Consider the following 17,001-nt stretch of genomic DNA (forward strand, 5'->3'; position numbering starts at 1 on the left):
TATATTTAACAATTATAAAATAACATGAGAAGGATTTTATTTTTAGTACTCACTTGCTTTCAGCTTAATGCCTTTGCACAAAGTAACGCCAGCATTAGTATAAGCAACACAGATTTAGTTATCAGCAGGCATATTTACGGGCAGTTTGCCGAGCATTTGGGCCGTGGTATTTATGATGGCTTTTGGGTTGATAAAAACCTGCCGGTTCAAAAGCAGGACCGCATTCGCCTGGATGTGGTTAATGCCTTAAAAAAAATAAAAATACCTAATCTACGCTGGCCCGGTGGTTGTTTTGCCGATGAATATCATTGGCGTGATGGTATTGGCCCGCGTACGCAAAGGCCTAAAATGGTTAATACCAATTGGGGCGGCGTTACCGAGGATAATAGCTTTGGCACACACGAATTTTTAGCGTTGTGTAAACTGCTTGGCTGCGAGCCTTATATTGCCGGCAATGTTGGCAGTGGCACGGTAGAAGAAATGTCTAAATGGATAGAGTACTTAAACTCTAACAGCAGCAGCACGATTGCACAATTGCGTAAGCAAAACGGTCATTCCGAACCGTATAAAGTGAGCTTTTGGGGCGTAGGCAACGAAAGCTGGGGCTGTGGCGGTGAAATGACCGCTAATTTTTATGCTGATCAATACAGGAGATATGCGGCTTATGCAAGAAACTATCCGGGCACGCCGTTAAAAAAAATTGCCAGTGGCGCCAACTCTGATGATTATAACTGGACAGAAGTATGCATGAAGAATATACCCAACCACACCATGTGGGGGTTATCGCTGCATTATTATACACTGCCGACAGGTAATTGGAATAAAAAGGGGTCGGCTACAAGTTTTTCCGAAAAAGAGTATTTTAATACCATGGTTAACTGCCTTAAAATGGAAGAGCTGGTAACCAAACATTCAGCCATTATGGATAAGTATGATCCCAATAAAAAGGTGGCCCTGGTAGTTGACGAATGGGGTATTTGGACCGACCCGGAGCCAAACACCAACCCGGGATTTTTATACCAGCAAAACAGCCTGCGCGATGCATTAATTGCTGCTACCACGCTAAATATATTTAATAACCACTGCGATCGCGTTAAAATGGCCGAACTGGCACAAACCGTAAACGTGCTGCAGGCATTAATACTTACCGATAAAACCAAGATGCTTTTAACGCCTACCTATCATATATTTGATATGTACAAGGTGCACCAGGATGCTAAATACCTTGCTGTTAAATTACAGGCGCCCGATTACAATGTAGATGGAAAAAGCATACCTGCGGTTAATGTATCTGCTTCGCAGGATGCAACTGGCAAGATCCATATTTCGTTAGTTAACCTGGATCTGAACAAATCAGTAAGTGTAAGCACACAATTAAAACAAATACAGTGGGCGGCAGTTAGCGGTCAAATATTAACCTCTGCTAATATTACTGATATTAATACCTTTCAGCAGCCTTCAAAACTGCAGATACATAATTTTACAGGGGCAAAAAAAGATGGTGATAATTTGTCTGTTACCATTCCGCCAAAATCGGTAGTAATGCTCGAGCTTAAGTAGATTTTTTTGCTGCTTTATTCGTCCGTCTTTCTGCTTTTTTTACTTCGTCCTTTTCGCTAAGGGGGAGCTCGGTCTCCAGATCATTATTATCAGATGATAATGATTTGGGGGCCGTTTTTTTTGAAGCGGCCGGTTTCTTTTGTGAAGTTGTCATGATGTATATACCTCCTGTATAAACAACTTATGGCAACACAAAAAGTTTAAAAAATCGTAGATTTTAAGCAGGTTTAAACACCTATCTTAAAGATATGAATCTATTAATACCCTTGGGGTTTTTACCCACCAAAAGTTAATTTAAGTTAAATATGGAAGGCAAATTGTTTAAACCCGGCGGGTTTATATAGTTTTAAATCATATGTATCGCTACCTGCTTTTAATTTCATTGTTTTTAACCTCATCGGCGTTTGCCCAAAGTGACTTTAAAGGCAGGGTGCTGGAAAATAAAACACGTATTGGCTTAGTAGGTATCAGGGTAGATAACTTAACCAGCAAAAAAACTACCCTTACCAATAATGACGGGAAATTCACCATCCCCGCAAAAAACGGCGACCTGCTTGTTTTTAAAGGTTTTGCTTATCAGATAGATACGATGCTCGTAACAGATTTGCATGAGAAAGAGATATTTCTTGAACCTGTAACCCACGAACTTGACCAGGTGAACATCAGAAGTACCGAAACAAAAAACCTGAACACCTATTACGACCCGATGTTTCATGGCCAGCCGGTTGTTTATGCACGGGATAAGAATTTGAATTATAAGGGTGGAATTGTATTACGCCTTTGGTATTGGAAAAAAGACGAGAAGAAACGGGCCAAACTTGAAGCTCTTGAAAGGAAGTATGCCATTATGGATAAGATAGCAGCTGTATTTCAACCTAAGATCATCGCCCAATATTTACCATTAACCGGTGATGATTTAAATAACTTCATTAACCTGTATACACCAACGCCTAAAATAGTTGCGGCGAAAGATTTTAACCTGCCAAATTACCTTAATGCCTGCTTTAAAAAGTACCAGGCTTTACCGCCCGATAAAAAGCAGCCGCCTAAATTAGGTGAATAGCTATTTGCTTAGGAGTTTAACACCACTGCTGTAGGCAAAGGCATCTTGAAACGCGTTAGTAAATTGCGGGATCACATCAGGGAGTTTATCGGCATGCTTACGCAGATAGAAACCTGCTATGCCTGTTACCAATGCCGCTGCCCCGCCAATTAACATGCCCTTTAATATACTTTGCTTGTTTTTTCTGAAGATAGCTGCCCCGGCAAATGCGCCGGATGCAATATGTAAGCTCAATGCCTGCAGATCTAAATCCTTAGTTATTTTAACGGTTTTCTTTCTTTCATTTTCCGCGGCAGATAATAATGAGATAGCAATACTGGTAACCGGCGATTGTACAAACCTAACTATGCGTAGAGAACTGGGTTGATACCCATTGCTGTAATAGTTTGCAACAGCCGGCGCCGCGCTTGCCCGTACACCTGCAACGGCACCCAATCCTAAAGTTTGCCAAACCGATTTCTTGTAACTGAGCATATTGTTTCCTGTTGATCTTATAAAGCAACAGGGAAGTACGGGGATGGTTTGGAGTTAAGCAGATTAAACAAAAAAAGCGACAGGCATTAACCTGTCGCTTTCAGTATTATATTATTAAGCAAGCTTACATCGCTTTCTTAATACTATCCTGTTTTGCTTTCTCTCTTTTCTTAAAAAAGCCTTTTAATAAAAAGCTGTGCTGTACTGCTTCCAGATCGTCGTTTAATTTAACCGTGCTTTGTTGCAGGTAGTCAAGCGTGCTTTGTACTTTGGCCGCGCCTTTGGGGTCGTTCAATAAAACCCCCATTATATTATCGGTACTATTTAGCTTATTACTGGCCTTGTTTAAATTATCGGTAAGGATGGTTGCATTATCTGCAGCTTCTTTTAAGCGGCTAACAGATGCACGGATCCTGTTAAAGGTAACCGTATCGGTAAGCAGGTTATCGGCGAAGCCACCCTTGGTATTCATTTTATTACTAAAATTATTTAGCTGGGAAGACATATTAGCCGCATTTTGTGTAGCAGCCTGCAAGTTACGCATGGTTTGCTTTAATTGGTTGCCCATAGTGCTGTCGGCCAGTAATGCACCCACAGTTCCCTTACCTGCCAGTATCTGGTGACTAAGCGATTTAAAATCGGTAGTAATAGCTAACAGATTTTGATTATTCTGTTGCAGAGTTTTCATTATATCATCGGTAGATAATAGCTTTTCTGATTGCAAAACATCGCCATCGCGCACCATTGGCGCTTGCGGGCTACCGCCATCAATTACAATGATCTTGTTACCAATAAACCCGTCAGAGCTAATGCGTACACCTGCATTGCGGTGAATGTATTGCTGGGTGCTGGCATCAATGCTCATAATAACATCAACCTGTGATGGGCCGGTAAAGTGGATATTTTTAATTGTGCCCACTTTTACACCCGAAAACCATACGTTGTTGCCTTTCTTTAAACCCGAAACATCGTTAAATACCGAGCTAATGTGTATGCTTTTTACAAAACTTTTTTGTTGTCCACCAAGGGTAAGCACGCCAATTACAAAAACTGACACGCCAAGCAGGACAAACACGCCTACTATTATTGATCTTCTATTTTCTGCTGTATCCATTATAAGGGGTACTAATATCTATTGTATAAAATTATAATCATAAAAAGGTTTTACCCGGCCATCATCGGTAGCAAATACCTCGTCAAATGTGCCTACCCGCTGAAACTGGCCGTCCAATAACATGGCTATACGATCGCCGGTCATTTTGGCGCAGGTAAGGTCATGCGTAATAATGATAGATGAAGTGTGGTAGCGCTGCTGTACCTCATTTATCAGGTCGTTAATCTCAATACAGGTAATTGGGTCAAGGCCGGCGGTTGGCTCATCATAAAGCATAATCTCCGGGTTTAATATCAGTGTACGGGCAATACCTATACGTTTACGCTGCCCGCCCGATAGTTCTGCCGGCATCTGGTTAATAGTTTGTGAAAGCCCAACGGCTTCAAGCACGGTTTCAACAGCGGTGTTAATTTCTTTACGGGTAATGCCTTTACGATTACGTACCAGCGGGAACTCCAGGTTCTTACGCACAGTCATACTATCATAAAGGGCACTGTTCTGGAAAGAGAAACCTATCCGTATGCGCAAATCTTCTAAAGCGCGTTCCGTTATGGTGGTAACCTCGTTGCCTAAAACCTCTATAGTGCCTTCATCAACGCTTAATAAGCCTGATATCAGCTTAATTAATACAGATTTACCCGTACCTGACCGGCCAAGCACCACAAGGTTCTCGCCCTGGTACAGGTCAAGGTCAATACCACGTAATACATCATAATCGGCAAAAGATTTTTCAACCCCCCGTATTTTGATGACCGTGTTACTTTTATCGATATGTGCCTTTTGTTTTTCCATTTTATATTAGCGGAACCATCCGGCTATCTGTACAATTAAAACTTCTTCTATAAACACCAAAAACATAGCGGTTACAACGGCGCCGTTAGCGGCTTTACCCACACCCTCGGTACCTTTGGTAGAGTTATAACCCTGGTAGCAGCCAACAATGCCTATGGTAAAGCCAAAAACAATTGCTTTAATGAGCGAAGCCCAAAAATCAATAAAGGTTAAGGGCTCAAAAGCCTGGTCCATAAAAACAGCGTATGTAGTGCCTTCGTTCTGGCTTACGTTTAAATATCCACCCAATAAAGCAATAAAAGCGGTATAGGTAGCCAGCAAGGGTATAGTAATAGTTGTTGCGATAACGCGTGTACAAACCAAAAATTTAAAAGGTTTTGTGCCCGATACTTCCATGGCGTCTATTTGCTCGGTAACCCGCATAGAGCCTAACTCGGCACCAATGCTTGAACCTACCTTGCCGGCAGCTATCAAAGCAGTAACCAGTGGGGCAAGGGCTTTCATAATGGCTATAGACACTAAAGATGGCAGCCATGATGTGGCGCCAAAGTCGGTAAGTGACGGGCGGCTTTGCTTGGTAAAAATAACCCCTACAATAAAGCCTGTTAGCGTTATTAATGTAAATGATCGTACGCCTGTTTCATAACATTGGCGTATAACCTCTTTAAACTCATAAGGAGGTAAAAATACTTCCTTAAAAAAACGCAACACAAAGGCATAAACCCGGTGCAGCATCAAAAAGAAATCTGCCAACTTGTTGCGCGTTTTTCTGATACGCGACGGTGCAGGTCTGGTTGAACTATTTACGCTATCCATCAATGGGGCAAAGGTATAACTAATGTAAGATATAGATAAATCAACATCCTAAAATGTTTTAAAAGATATTCAGTGAAATGTAATAATTACTTAAGGTAGGCAATAAACTTTTTAAACCAGTTTATTAACTGAAAAAAACAAAGGGCAAATTTGAAATAAAAGTATTATAATATATGCTGCTAATATTTAGTGTTTTATGCACAAACAGAAGTCGATTAGCACCCTGCGTTGTTAAGTAACCATCAGGAAATGTAAAAATAGTATTACCTGATACTTTTTAATTTGGTTAGCTTTGATATACCAATTATAATTACGCTATCAATTAAAACCAGGGTTAACCTTTGCTACCAACGTAGGGGGCACTATCAAATTCATTATTGTGAAGGGAAAAACGACTTGCAAAGCGTTTATGCTTACGCTTTTAGCGCTGTTTATAACAGTTGCTGTTTTAGCGCAGAATAATGAATTTCAATTTTCTAAGTTAGATATCACCAATGGCTTATCGCATAACCAGGTAAACGCTATTTTAAAAGATAGCAAAGGCTTTATGTGGATAGGCACCCTGTCGGGTTTAAACCGGTACGATGGCTATAAATTTAAAGTTTACAAGCACATTGAGGGCGATACCACCAGCCTAAACGATGATTTTATTGTCACCATTTCCGAAGGGCCTGATAATAAGCTCTGGATCGAAACCCGAAACGGCTATAATATTTACGACCCGGCTACAGAAAGGTTCAGTCATGATATTGGGCGATACTTGAGGTCGTTAAACATCCCGGCTATCGGCATAACCGCAATTAAAAAAGACAGGTTTGGGAATTTCTGGTTTCTGAACGCTAACACAGGTATTTACAAGTATCAGGCATCCACAAAAGAAACTACACATATTAGCTATAAGGCAGGTATTAGCGCATCTATTTATAGCAATACCGTTGCCGACCTTACTTCCGATTCGAAAGGTAACATTTGGCTTGTATACAACAAAGGTATTTTGGAACGGATAGACCCGCTGAACTATCGTGTTAACTACCGTAAGCAATTAGATGCATTACCTGCAGGCTTAAATACGGGGTATCGGTTTTTTATTGATAAGCAAGACGATATATGGGCTTTTGTGCCCACCTATTCATCGGGTGTTTATTATCTTAATGCTACCCTTAGTCTGTTTAAACATATCGATAAAGGCAGCGGCCCCGATGGATTAAATACAAATGTGGTATCAAACCTTATACAGGATGATAAGGGGAGAATATGGATAGCGACTGACCATGGCGGTGTAAACCTGCTGAACAAGCAGGGCTTTAAAATTAAATATATCACCAACCGCGAGGACGATAATAAAACCATAGGCCAAAACAGCATTATTATGCTGTATAAAGATGATACCGGCATCATATGGGTGGGTACATATAAACGCGGCATTAGTTATTACCACGAGAGTATTATTAAATTCCCGCTGTACACGCATCACCTGTCAGACCCGGGTAGTTTAAGCTTCAGCGACGTAAATAAGTTTGTTGAAGATAAATTAGGGAACCTGTGGTTGGGTACAAATGGCGGCGGCCTGGTTTACTTTAACCGTAAGGATGGCAGCTTTAAAAAATACCTGCACGATGCTAATAACCCCAACAGCCTAACCAATAACGTAATTGTAAGCATGTGTCTTGATCATGAGCAGAAGCTTTGGATAGGTACATATTTTGGTGGTTTGGATTGCTTTGACGGGAAAATATTTAAGCATTACAAACACAATGATGCTATCTCGGGCAGCTTGTCTGAAGACAGGGTATGGTCAATATTAGAAGATAGCGATAACAACCTTTGGGTAGGTACGCTTGCCGGCGGCTTAAACCTGCTCGATCGTAAAACCGACACTTTTAAACACTATAAATTGAAACAGGGCGACCCGCAGTCGCTTTACTCTAACTACATATCGGCACTTATAGAAGATAAGCGTAAAAACCTATGGATAGTTACTTCTTATGGTGTGGATGTGTTAAATAAAAAGACCGGAAAGTTTAGCCATTATACACATGATGATAAGAATCCTAATAGCCTCGTAAATAACAACACCAATAATATTTTAGAAGATAGTAAAGGGTTGATATGGATAAGCACACGCGAGGGTATAAGTGTGCTCGATCCGCTGAAAAATAAGTTCACCAATATTACCCGTAACGATGGCCTGCCCGATAATACCATTATAGAGATGCGCGAGGATGATAACCATAATATTTGGGCAAGTTCACCAAATGGCTTGTCAAATATTATTGTAAACCGCGGTGCAGATAAACTCAGTTTCGGGTTTATTAATTATAACGAACGTGATGGCTTGCAGGGCAGAGAGTTCACCATGAATGCATCCTACAAAACCCGAAGCGGCGAGTTGATATTTGGCGGAGGCAACGGCTTCAATATTTTCAGGCCGGCCAATTTGCATACCAGTAAGAACATTCCGGCGCTGATTTTTACCGATTTTCAGGTGTTTAACAAAAGTGTGGCTGTTGGCGAAAAAGTATACGGCAAAGTGCTGTTGCCTAATGCTATTACTAATGCAAACCAGATTCAGTTAAAGTATAACGAGAATGTTTTTGGGATAGAGTTTGCCGCGCTTAATTACTTTGACGCCGATAAGGTAAAATTTGAATATACCATGCAGGGCTTTGACAAAGGGTGGATAACTGCCGATAACATAACCCGCAAGGCTGTTTATACCAATTTAGATGCAGGTGATTATATTTTTAAAGTGCGTGCATCAAACCCCGGCTTTTGGAAAAGTAAAGAGATCTATCTGCATGTTACCATATTGCCGCCCTGGTGGAAAACAACCATCGCTTATATATTATATGCTTTGGCTTTTGTTGGTGCGTTATTTTATCTGCGCCATAGGGGTATCCAAAAAATACGCGCTCAGTTCCTGTTAGAGAAAGAACGCGAGGAAACCCAGCGCCTGCACGAGCTTGACCTGATGAAGATAAAATTCTTTACCAATGTAAGCCACGAGTTTCGTACGCCACTATCGCTGATCATGGCGCCGGTTGACAGGATAATTAAACAGATCCAGGAGCCTAACATTCAAAAACAGCTTTTATTGGTTAACCGCAATGCCAAGCGGTTACTCAATTTGGTTAACCAGTTACTCGATTTCCGTAAGATGGAATACCAGGAGCTAAAGCTGTATAACCAGCCGGGCGATATTATTGGGTTTATCCGCGACCTATCGTATTCCTTTACCGATGTGGCCGAGCAAAAAGACATTGGTTTTGTATTTGATGCCGAGTTAGATGAGTTTCATACCAGCTTTGATCAGGATAAAATTGAACGCATTATATTCAACCTGTTATCAAACGCATATAAATTTACCCAGACGGGCGGGCACGTAAGTGTACTACTAAACTTTAGGGATAACGCTATTGCATCACAGCGTCAACTGGAAATAAAAGTAATAGACACCGGTATAGGCATCCACAAGGATAAGCTCGACAGGATCTTTGAACCGTTCTTTCAGAACGATATCCCCGGCTCTATGCTTAACCAGGGCAGCGGTATTGGCTTATCAATCACTAAAGAATTTGTAAGGCTGCATGGCGGCGAGATAATGGTAGAAAGCGAATTTAATCAGGGTAGCTGCTTTACCGTATTGCTGCCTTTACAGGAACTGGATGGGCATTTATTTACCGATACGCCCCTGTTATTACAGCATACCGGTGATGCCCTGTTTGATTTGAAAGTTAGTAAGGCTATTCAAATTAAAGAAACCCGCGATGGTAAAAAGCCTACTGTGTTGTTGGTAGAGGATAACGACGATTTCCGCTTCTATATAAAGGATAACCTGAAAGAGGCCTTTAATATTATTGAAGCCGAGAATGGCAAAAAAGGTTGGCAAAAAGCATTGGCCCAACACCCTAATCTGGTAGTGAGCGATATTGCCATGCCCGAAATGAACGGCATCGACCTTTGTTTAAAAATAAAGAACGATACCCGTACATCGCATATCCCGGTGATACTGCTAACCGCGATGGCAGGCGAGGAGCAGCAGCTTAAAGGGTTGGGCACAGGTGCCAGCGATTACATGACCAAGCCTTTTAACTTCGAGATATTGCTGTCGAAGATCAAGAATATATTGAGCCAGCAGGAGTACATGCGCAAAACCTATCAAAAGCAGGTAGAAGCCAAGCCTACCGAAATGCATGTAGAATCGCCCGAGGAGCTGTTTATTAAAAAAGTTTTGGTACTGATAGATAACAATATATCCAATCCCAACTTTTCGGTAGAGGAGTTGAGCAGTGATATGTGTGTTAGCCGCTATACACTGTACAAAAAGATCTTGCAGATGACCGGCAAAACCCCTAACGAACTGGTGCGCCAAATGCGCCTTAAACGTGCCGCACAATTACTGGAAACCGGCCACCTCACCATCTCGCAGATCTGCCATAAGGTAGGGTTTAAGAGCCAGAAATACTTTGTTAAAACCTTCAAAGCCGAGTATAACACTATTCCATCCCGGTATGCGGATAGTATGGTGGTTGGTGATTAGTTAATAGCGGTTAGGAAGCTCACCGAGCTATCGTCTATAAGAAAGCATTCTCTTCGCCAAATTCATTGCCGTTGGCTTCAGCCAACGGAACATAATCAACCCAACAAGCGGCTTTAGCCGAATATGCCCACCATTAATGTCTACCATCTGTCGCTTCCTATGAAGCGGGCTTTATAACTTATCTATACCCGGCAGTCTTCGCGTCTCTACGCCTTTGCGATAAATAACTAAATAAAGAAATCCCACAAAATATAACACCTCCAGTCCCTGCATTGTAATACTATTTATGCACTTTATAAAGTACCTGAAATTAGCTTATAGGTGCACATTTGTAATTAATAGCCTTATCAGTATTCTTTTTTCATATTAATTATCTGTAAATCAGTATGTTAATACAGGTTGACATTTGTACCCCTATATATCCACAACAGGGCTTTTAATAGCATATAATTTTAACCCCAGAATAACCAATACTGCATGGGTAGCAATTACCACAGCACTATTATATAAACCAATTAAACCAGTTTTTAAAATTATTAAATAAGGCGGGGTAGTAATTACACCTGGAACGTGAATGCCAACGGTGCATTTATGTGGCATTTTACCGGCCTGTTTTTAAATGCGTACACCAATTAAAATCAAATATAAATCAACCAAAAACTAACAAATCATTATGGGAAAAATTCTACGAATAGCATTGCTGTTTGCTTCCTTTTTCATTTGTGCTTCATCCATGGCGCAAACCGGGGGCACGGTAATCAAAGGAACAGTAAGAGATGAGACCGGCGCCCTGCCAGGGGCAACCGTATCTGTTAAAGATGGTAAAGGTGTTGCGGTAACCGATGTTAATGGCAAGTATACTATTACCGTTGCAGCGACGGCAAAAGTACTTGTCTTTAAATTCATCGGGCTCGAAACCCGCGAGGTTGCAATAAACGGCCAAACGGTTATTGATGCCACACTTAAAGCATCAAACACCTCACTTAACGAGGTTGTAGTAATTGGTTACGGTAGTATTCGCCGTGCCAATATCACTTCATCAATTTCATCAGTGGGCGAAAAGGACATCAAAAATTTACCCGTTGCCGGTATTGACCAGGCTATACAGGGTAAAGTTGCCGGTGTAACCGTGATGAACAACTCCGGTCAGCCGGGTGGTGGTGTTTCGGTTCGTGTGCGCGGTGTAACCAGCGCCACCGGATCAAACGAGCCACTATATGTAATAGATGGTGTACAGTTTGGCAGCGATAACAATACCAGCCTGAACCAGGATTTCCTGGGCGGCGGATCGGGACAGACAGGCCAGAGCGTTCTGGCAACACTGAGCCCATCTGATATTGAGTCTATCGACATCTTAAAGGATGCTTCGGCACAGGCAATTTACGGTTCGCGCGGTGCAAACGGCGTTGTTATCATCAATACCAAACGTGGTAAAGCAGGCCAAAGCAAACTTAATTACGATGCTTATGTAGGTTTTTCTGAGATCCCTAAAAAGCTGAAAGTAATGGACCTTAGGCAGTATGCGCAATACCGTAACTCGTTAGTGAACGAAATACGCGCGGTACCGGGAAGCGGACTGGATAGCACCCTGGAGTTTAAGGACCCATCGCTGTTGGGCCATGGTACCGACTGGCAGGATGAGATCTACCAGAGAGGGGTTGTAACCAGCCACCAGTTATCAGTATCGGGCGGTACCGAAAAAACACAGTTTTATTTTAGCGGTGGGTACTTAAACCAAACCGGTACACTTATTAAAACCGGTTTTGACAGGTATACCCTACGTGCAAGTATCGATCACCAGGTTAACAACTGGTTAAAAGCGGGCTTTACTACTAATTTGTCAAAAAGCAGCCAGCAAATTGGTTTAAGCGATGGGTTTGATGCGGTAACCAGCACGGTGTTATATAACACGCCTGTATCACCTGTGCGCGATATTTATGGTAACTACATTACAAATGCCAACGTTGGCGGTTACCAAATAAACTTAACCAATAATCCGGTTACGCTGGCGCAAAGCCGCGATGTTAGAACAGGTAACAGCAAAGCATTAGGTGCGGTATATGCAGAGGTGAAAATTATAAAAGGGTTAACGCTAAGAAACGAGGCTAACTACAACTTTAACCTGGAAAGCAGCAGGGCGTATCAGCCGGAGATAATAAACAGTGTAACCGGCGACCTGATCTTATCGCCAAGCCGCATCCGTGAGCAGCGTACCCAAAGTTTATACTGGGACGTTAAAAACTTCCTGAACTTTGACCGCTCTTTTGGCAAGCACAGCATTAGCGCTACCCTTGGCCACGAGATTCAACGGTCTGATTACGATTACATAAACGCCAACCGTAACGGCTTGGTAGCAAACCTGCCATCGTTAAACGCGGGCCTTGCCGATCTTACTCAAGGTATTGGCGCGGGTGCAGGCACCTGGAGCATGGAATCGTACTTTGCACGTGCAGGTTATACTTTTAACGATAGATATGCTATATCGGGTACTGTACGCCGCGACGGTTCATCAAGCTTTGGTCCCGGTAAAAGGTGGGGTACATTCCCTGCGGTTTCTGCATCCTGGACAGTAACCAACGAAGACTTTATGAAGGATATGAAAAACCTGAGCTATTTAAAACTACGCTTAGGTTATGGCGAGGTGGGTAACCAAAGCACATCTGCAAATGCGTTTGTGTCAAACATTCAGTTATTTGGTACCGCGCCGTTTGGCCCGGGTAGCCTTCCATTCAACGTTGCCAACCCTGATCTGGGTTGGGAAGCTGTTAGAACATACAATGCCGGTATCGACTTAACCACGCTAAACAGCAGGGCCGAAGTATCTATCGATGTGTATAAAAAAATAACTACAAACATGCTTTTGGCAAGCCAGTTGCCATCTTTCTCGGGTTTAGGAACTAATTGGAACGATATCCAGTCGCCAATTACCAATGCCGGCGAAATGACCAATACAGGTATCGATATAGGTATCACTTCGTACAATATCCAAAACAAAAATTTTAACTGGAAAACCAATATCACCTTCAGCCATTACAAAAACACGCTGGTAAAATTAAATAACCCAACAGCCACCTTAACAGGTATTTTTAACGAGTATGGTGCAAGCAATCTGGTTTCGCTAACCGCGCCGGGCAGCCCAATTGGCAGCTACTATGGCTTTGTAACCGATGGTTTGTTTAAAAGCCAGGAAGAATTAGCCGCAGGGCCAATACCTGTAGGCTTAAATGTTTCCCCGGGTTCGTTATGGCTGGGCGATATCCGCTATAAAGATCTGGATGGCAACGGCATTATCAATGATAAGGATGCACGCGTTATTGGTAACCCTAACCCTAAATTTACTTACGGCTTTACCAACACATTCAGCTATAAAGGGATTGATCTTTCGGTGTTCCTGTATGGTAGCTATGGCGGTCAGATATTTAACTATACCCGCAGGCAAACCGAGGCAATGTCTAATTCAAACAATAACCAGTTGGTTACCGTGTTAGACAGGTACACTGCTTCGAACACCGGTTCAAACATGCCAAGATATAACCAGTGGACCAACAACAACACTAAAATATCTGACAGGTATATAGAGAGTGGATCGTACCTGCGTATCCAGAACGTAGCATTGGGTTATAATATTCCCAAAAGTATTATGAACAAGCTTAAGATCGCGTCTATAAAACTTTATGCATCGGTACAAAACCTTTACACATTTACCAAGTACTCGGGCTACGACCCAGAGTTAGGTGCTATTAACAGTACAGTAGGTTTTATGAACGTAGATAATGGGCACTACCCAATACCACGCACCTTTACGTTTGGCACCAATATTCAGTTTTAATTATAAAAAATAAGCAAAATGAAAAGAAAGATAATATTCCTGTTAGGTGCAATAGCTTGCTTTGGTATTGCATGTAAGAAGGATTTCCTTAACCATCCATCAACAACCGCCCCTACAACAGATAATTACTATAACAATGCCGAGCAAGTGAACGGCGCTACCGGTATTTTATATAATGCTGTTTGGGGAGATTGGTTCGACAAAGCTTTTACATCAGTAGGCGATCTGTTAGGCGGCACCGTTACCGGTACACAGGGTAACGACCAGTATAACTCGTTTTACAACTTTAATATCCAGGGTACCGATGGTTTGGTATCAAGCACCTGGAACTCCTGCTACAAGGCAGCGGGCCAGGCATCGGTACTGATACAAACATTTAGGGCTAAGAAAGAATTGCTTGGTGGCGCCAACACCGAGTTTTTAGACAGGGGCATAGCCGAGGCCAGGTTTATCCGTGGTTTCGCGTACTTCTACATAGGCCGTGCATTTGGCGATGCGCCAATAGTTGATAACCCCTTAGATCTTACAAAACCGGGCGCTTACCTTGTACCTAAGTATCACCAGAAAGATGTTTTACGCTTTGCCCTGGAAGACCTGCAGGCAGCGGCAGATAACCTGCCAGAAATTGCAGCACAGGATGGACGCGTAACTAAATACGCAGCCCTGGGATTGCAGGCAAAGATCTATCTGTACATGAAAGATTACCCTAATGCTGCTGCTAAAGCAAAGCAGGTAATTGATTATGCCAATGGTGCCGGTGCAAGTGTATTGGGGTTAAATGACGATTACAACGCCATGTTTACAAGTTCTACCGTTGCAAATAAGAAAAACAAGGAAAACCTTTTTTCTTTAAGATGGCTTTCAGAAATGGGCTGGAATGGTGGTAACCGTTTCTCTATCTACGCTGCTCCACAACCGCTTGTGCACCCAAAACCAACAGGTGGTAGTGGCTACTCGGCAGTTGTGCCTTCGTTTGATATGTTAAACCCGGCTACAGGTTACGAAACCGCTGATAAAAGACGCGGCTGGTCGGTAATGCAGCAAGGTTTTCATAGAGATCTTTGGAAGAACGATAGTTTCCCTAATGGATTTACTTACGATACAACCGGCAGGGCTACAGACGATCACTTTATTTTTACCGGCACACGCTCAAACATCCAAAAGTATATTGTTGGCCCAAACCGCGGTGCCGACGAGCCTGTTACACCTGATGGCCACACCAGCATGCCAACCTATATTTTACGTTATGCCGATGTATTGCTGATTTATGCCGAAGCTGTATTAGCTGGCGGCGGTTCAACATCTGATGCAGGAGCGCTTGAAGCATTTAACAAAGTGCATAACAGGGCAGGCTTAACCAGTTTAACCGTTTTAACAAACAAGGATATTTTACACGAGCGTAAGGTGGAGTTTGCTTTTGAAGGCGATTACTGGTTTGATATTCAACGCCAGGGCTTTAATGATGCAAAATCAATTATCGCATCGCAGGAAAGAGGTACATTGAACAGTAACGGGCAGCTTACCAGCTTTAAGGCAACTTTAAGTTCGGCGGCGCAATTGTTCCTGCCTATTCCGCAGGCCGAAACCGTTCAGGATCCTAAACTGCTTGAACCGGCTGTTGATTATTATAAATAAATGATAACGTATTAAAATCATTATTGATCATGAAAAATATATATAAATTATGGATGGTACTGTTCGCGTTTATTGCCGCGGCATCTGTCATCACATCATGTACAAAAGAGAATGCCAAACCGGCTGCGGCATCCTCAAGCCCAAAGGCTGATAAAATTCAGCCCGACTCTGCCAAAGGCGGCGATATTTTAACGCTTACGGGCAGCGGCCTGGGCGAGATCCAGTCGGTAGTGTTTGAAAAAGGCAATGTGCCGGCCCCATTCAATACGGTGTTTAACACAGGTAACGCCCTTATTTTCCGCGTGCCTGATACAGCAAATGGCGGTAAGCAAAACATTATTATCACCAATAAAATTGGTAAGCAGGTATTGGTAAGCTTTAATGTTATAGCGTTGCCGGTTATATCAACGGTATCAAACTACAACTTTACAGGCAATACCGAGATCACCATTACCGGTAATAACCTGGCCGATGTTACATTGGTTAAGTTTAAAGGGTTTAACGATATAATAGACATTGTATCGCAAACCAAAAAAGAAATGGTTATAAAAATGCCGGCAAACAGTACAGTTCCCGGCGCACCTCTTGAAATTACAAATGCAACCGGGCCGGTAACAACCACGCAGGTGTTTGAGAATATAGATATGGCGTATAAGATATTTACCGATGGTTACGGCGCCGATGGATGGGCAAACAACTCATGGGGGCCGGCAACAATATCTACTACGGTATCTAAATCAGGCACAGCTTCTTTTGCTGCAACTTATGGAAAGGGTAACTGGTCTGCAGATGGGTTCTCTAACTGGTGGCCTGGCCTGGCTTCTAAACCCGAGTATCAGTATTTAACATTCTGGGTAAAGGGCGCATCGCAGGATTATACGCTATATCTTACGGCTGATAAACGCCCTAAGGGTTATGGTAATAACGATGAAACAACCCCGCTTACCATTCCGGCCAATGTGTGGACCTACTTTAAGATCCCGGTTTCAACGGCCGCTCTTTGGAGCACAGGTAACACTTTAAATACCCTTGGCTTCTGGATAAAAGGACCAAATGATAGAGACGAAACTTTCTATTTTGATGATGTCATTATTGTAAATCAGTAATGTTTTAACCATCCGGCAGGCGGCCCAACGCCGGCCGGGTGGTTATTTCTATGATTAATTTTAATGCCGTTA

11 protein-coding genes are annotated in these 17,001 nt (G+C 42.5%); 6 read left to right on the forward strand and 5 right to left on the reverse strand.

What is annotated here, in order from left to right; all coding sequences use genetic code 11:
• Positions 1–24: 24 nt before the first annotated feature.
• A complete protein-coding gene (locus tag NPE20_RS19600) occupies positions 25–1,560 on the forward strand; it encodes an alpha-N-arabinofuranosidase (protein WP_256540398.1) in 1,536 nt (511 codons plus the stop codon).
• On the opposite strand, the gene NPE20_RS19605 is transcribed toward NPE20_RS19600, so the two are convergent.
• The gene (locus tag NPE20_RS19605) at positions 1,553–1,714 is read right to left on the reverse strand and encodes a hypothetical protein (RefSeq protein ID WP_256540399.1); all 162 of its coding nucleotides are present in this window, start codon (positions 1,712–1,714) and stop codon (positions 1,553–1,555) included. The genes NPE20_RS19600 and NPE20_RS19605 overlap by 8 nt on opposite strands.
• 201 nt (positions 1,715–1,915) lie before the next feature.
• Between NPE20_RS19605 and NPE20_RS19610 the strand changes: the two genes are divergently transcribed.
• Positions 1,916–2,623, forward strand: a complete 708-nt coding sequence (locus tag NPE20_RS19610; protein ID WP_256540400.1) for a hypothetical protein — start codon at positions 1,916–1,918, stop codon at positions 2,621–2,623.
• On the opposite strand, the gene NPE20_RS19615 is transcribed toward NPE20_RS19610, so the two are convergent.
• The 4 genes from NPE20_RS19615 to NPE20_RS19630 form a co-directional block, all read right to left on the reverse strand.
• Positions 2,624–3,097 carry a hypothetical protein gene (locus NPE20_RS19615; RefSeq protein WP_256540401.1) on the reverse strand — a complete coding sequence of 158 codons (474 nt, stop codon included), beginning with the start codon at positions 3,095–3,097 and terminating at the stop codon, positions 2,624–2,626. It lies immediately after the preceding gene.
• 124 nt (positions 3,098–3,221) lie between these two features.
• On the reverse strand, positions 3,222–4,211 hold the full coding sequence (locus NPE20_RS19620; protein ID WP_256540402.1) for an MlaD family protein: 990 nt from the start codon (positions 4,209–4,211) through the stop codon (positions 3,222–3,224).
• A gap of 18 nt (positions 4,212–4,229) precedes the next feature.
• A complete protein-coding gene (locus NPE20_RS19625) occupies positions 4,230–5,003 on the reverse strand; it encodes an ABC transporter ATP-binding protein (RefSeq protein ID WP_256540403.1) in 774 nt (257 codons plus the stop codon).
• A 6-nt stretch (positions 5,004–5,009) separates the two neighbouring features.
• Positions 5,010–5,738, reverse strand: a complete 729-nt coding sequence (locus NPE20_RS19630; RefSeq protein WP_256540469.1) for an MlaE family ABC transporter permease — start codon at positions 5,736–5,738, stop codon at positions 5,010–5,012.
• Between the two features lie 490 nt (positions 5,739–6,228).
• Between NPE20_RS19630 and NPE20_RS19635 the strand changes: the two genes are divergently transcribed.
• The 4 genes from NPE20_RS19635 to NPE20_RS19650 all read left to right on the forward strand — a co-directional run bounded on the left by NPE20_RS19635 (position 6,229) and on the right by NPE20_RS19650 (position 16,929).
• Positions 6,229–10,359, forward strand: coding sequence for a hybrid sensor histidine kinase/response regulator transcription factor (locus tag NPE20_RS19635; RefSeq protein ID WP_256540404.1), 4,131 nt, complete (start codon positions 6,229–6,231; stop codon positions 10,357–10,359).
• A gap of 673 nt (positions 10,360–11,032) precedes the next feature.
• A complete protein-coding gene (locus NPE20_RS19640; RefSeq protein ID WP_256540405.1) occupies positions 11,033–14,188 on the forward strand; it encodes a SusC/RagA family TonB-linked outer membrane protein in 3,156 nt (1,051 codons plus the stop codon).
• Positions 14,189–14,206: 18 nt separating this feature from the next.
• Positions 14,207–15,823: a RagB/SusD family nutrient uptake outer membrane protein gene (locus NPE20_RS19645; protein WP_256540406.1), complete on the forward strand. Its 1,617-nt coding sequence runs from the start codon at positions 14,207–14,209 to the stop codon at positions 15,821–15,823.
• Between the two features lie 29 nt (positions 15,824–15,852).
• Positions 15,853–16,929: an IPT/TIG domain-containing protein gene (locus NPE20_RS19650; RefSeq protein ID WP_256540407.1), complete on the forward strand. Its 1,077-nt coding sequence runs from the start codon at positions 15,853–15,855 to the stop codon at positions 16,927–16,929.
• The last annotated feature ends 72 nt before the right edge of the window (positions 16,930–17,001 follow it).

This window comes from Mucilaginibacter aquariorum (genome assembly GCF_024498135.1).
Classification (GTDB): domain Bacteria; phylum Bacteroidota; class Bacteroidia; order Sphingobacteriales; family Sphingobacteriaceae; genus Mucilaginibacter; species Mucilaginibacter aquariorum.

What these genes read in the sequence shown, in the direction of transcription:
- NPE20_RS19640 (WP_256540405.1), top strand. Translation starts at nt 11,033, where the DNA reads ATGGGAAAAATTCTACGAATAGCATTGCTGTTTGCTTCCTTTTTCATT.
- NPE20_RS19635 (WP_256540404.1), top strand. Translation starts at nt 6,229, where the DNA reads ATGCTTACGCTTTTAGCGCTGTTTATAACAGTTGCTGTTTTAGCGCAG.
- NPE20_RS19630 (WP_256540469.1), bottom strand. Translation starts at nt 5,738, where the DNA reads ATGCTGCACCGGGTTTATGCCTTTGTGTTGCGTTTTTTTAAGGAAGTA.
- NPE20_RS19615 (WP_256540401.1), bottom strand. Translation starts at nt 3,097, where the DNA reads ATGCTCAGTTACAAGAAATCGGTTTGGCAAACTTTAGGATTGGGTGCC.
- NPE20_RS19605 (WP_256540399.1), bottom strand. Translation starts at nt 1,714, where the DNA reads ATGACAACTTCACAAAAGAAACCGGCCGCTTCAAAAAAAACGGCCCCC.
- NPE20_RS19600 (WP_256540398.1), top strand. Translation starts at nt 25, where the DNA reads ATGAGAAGGATTTTATTTTTAGTACTCACTTGCTTTCAGCTTAATGCC.
- NPE20_RS19650 (WP_256540407.1), top strand. Translation starts at nt 15,853, where the DNA reads ATGAAAAATATATATAAATTATGGATGGTACTGTTCGCGTTTATTGCC.
- NPE20_RS19645 (WP_256540406.1), top strand. Translation starts at nt 14,207, where the DNA reads ATGAAAAGAAAGATAATATTCCTGTTAGGTGCAATAGCTTGCTTTGGT.
- NPE20_RS19625 (WP_256540403.1), bottom strand. Translation starts at nt 5,003, where the DNA reads ATGGAAAAACAAAAGGCACATATCGATAAAAGTAACACGGTCATCAAA.
- NPE20_RS19610 (WP_256540400.1), top strand. Translation starts at nt 1,916, where the DNA reads ATGTATCGCTACCTGCTTTTAATTTCATTGTTTTTAACCTCATCGGCG.
- NPE20_RS19620 (WP_256540402.1), bottom strand. Translation starts at nt 4,211, where the DNA reads ATGGATACAGCAGAAAATAGAAGATCAATAATAGTAGGCGTGTTTGTC.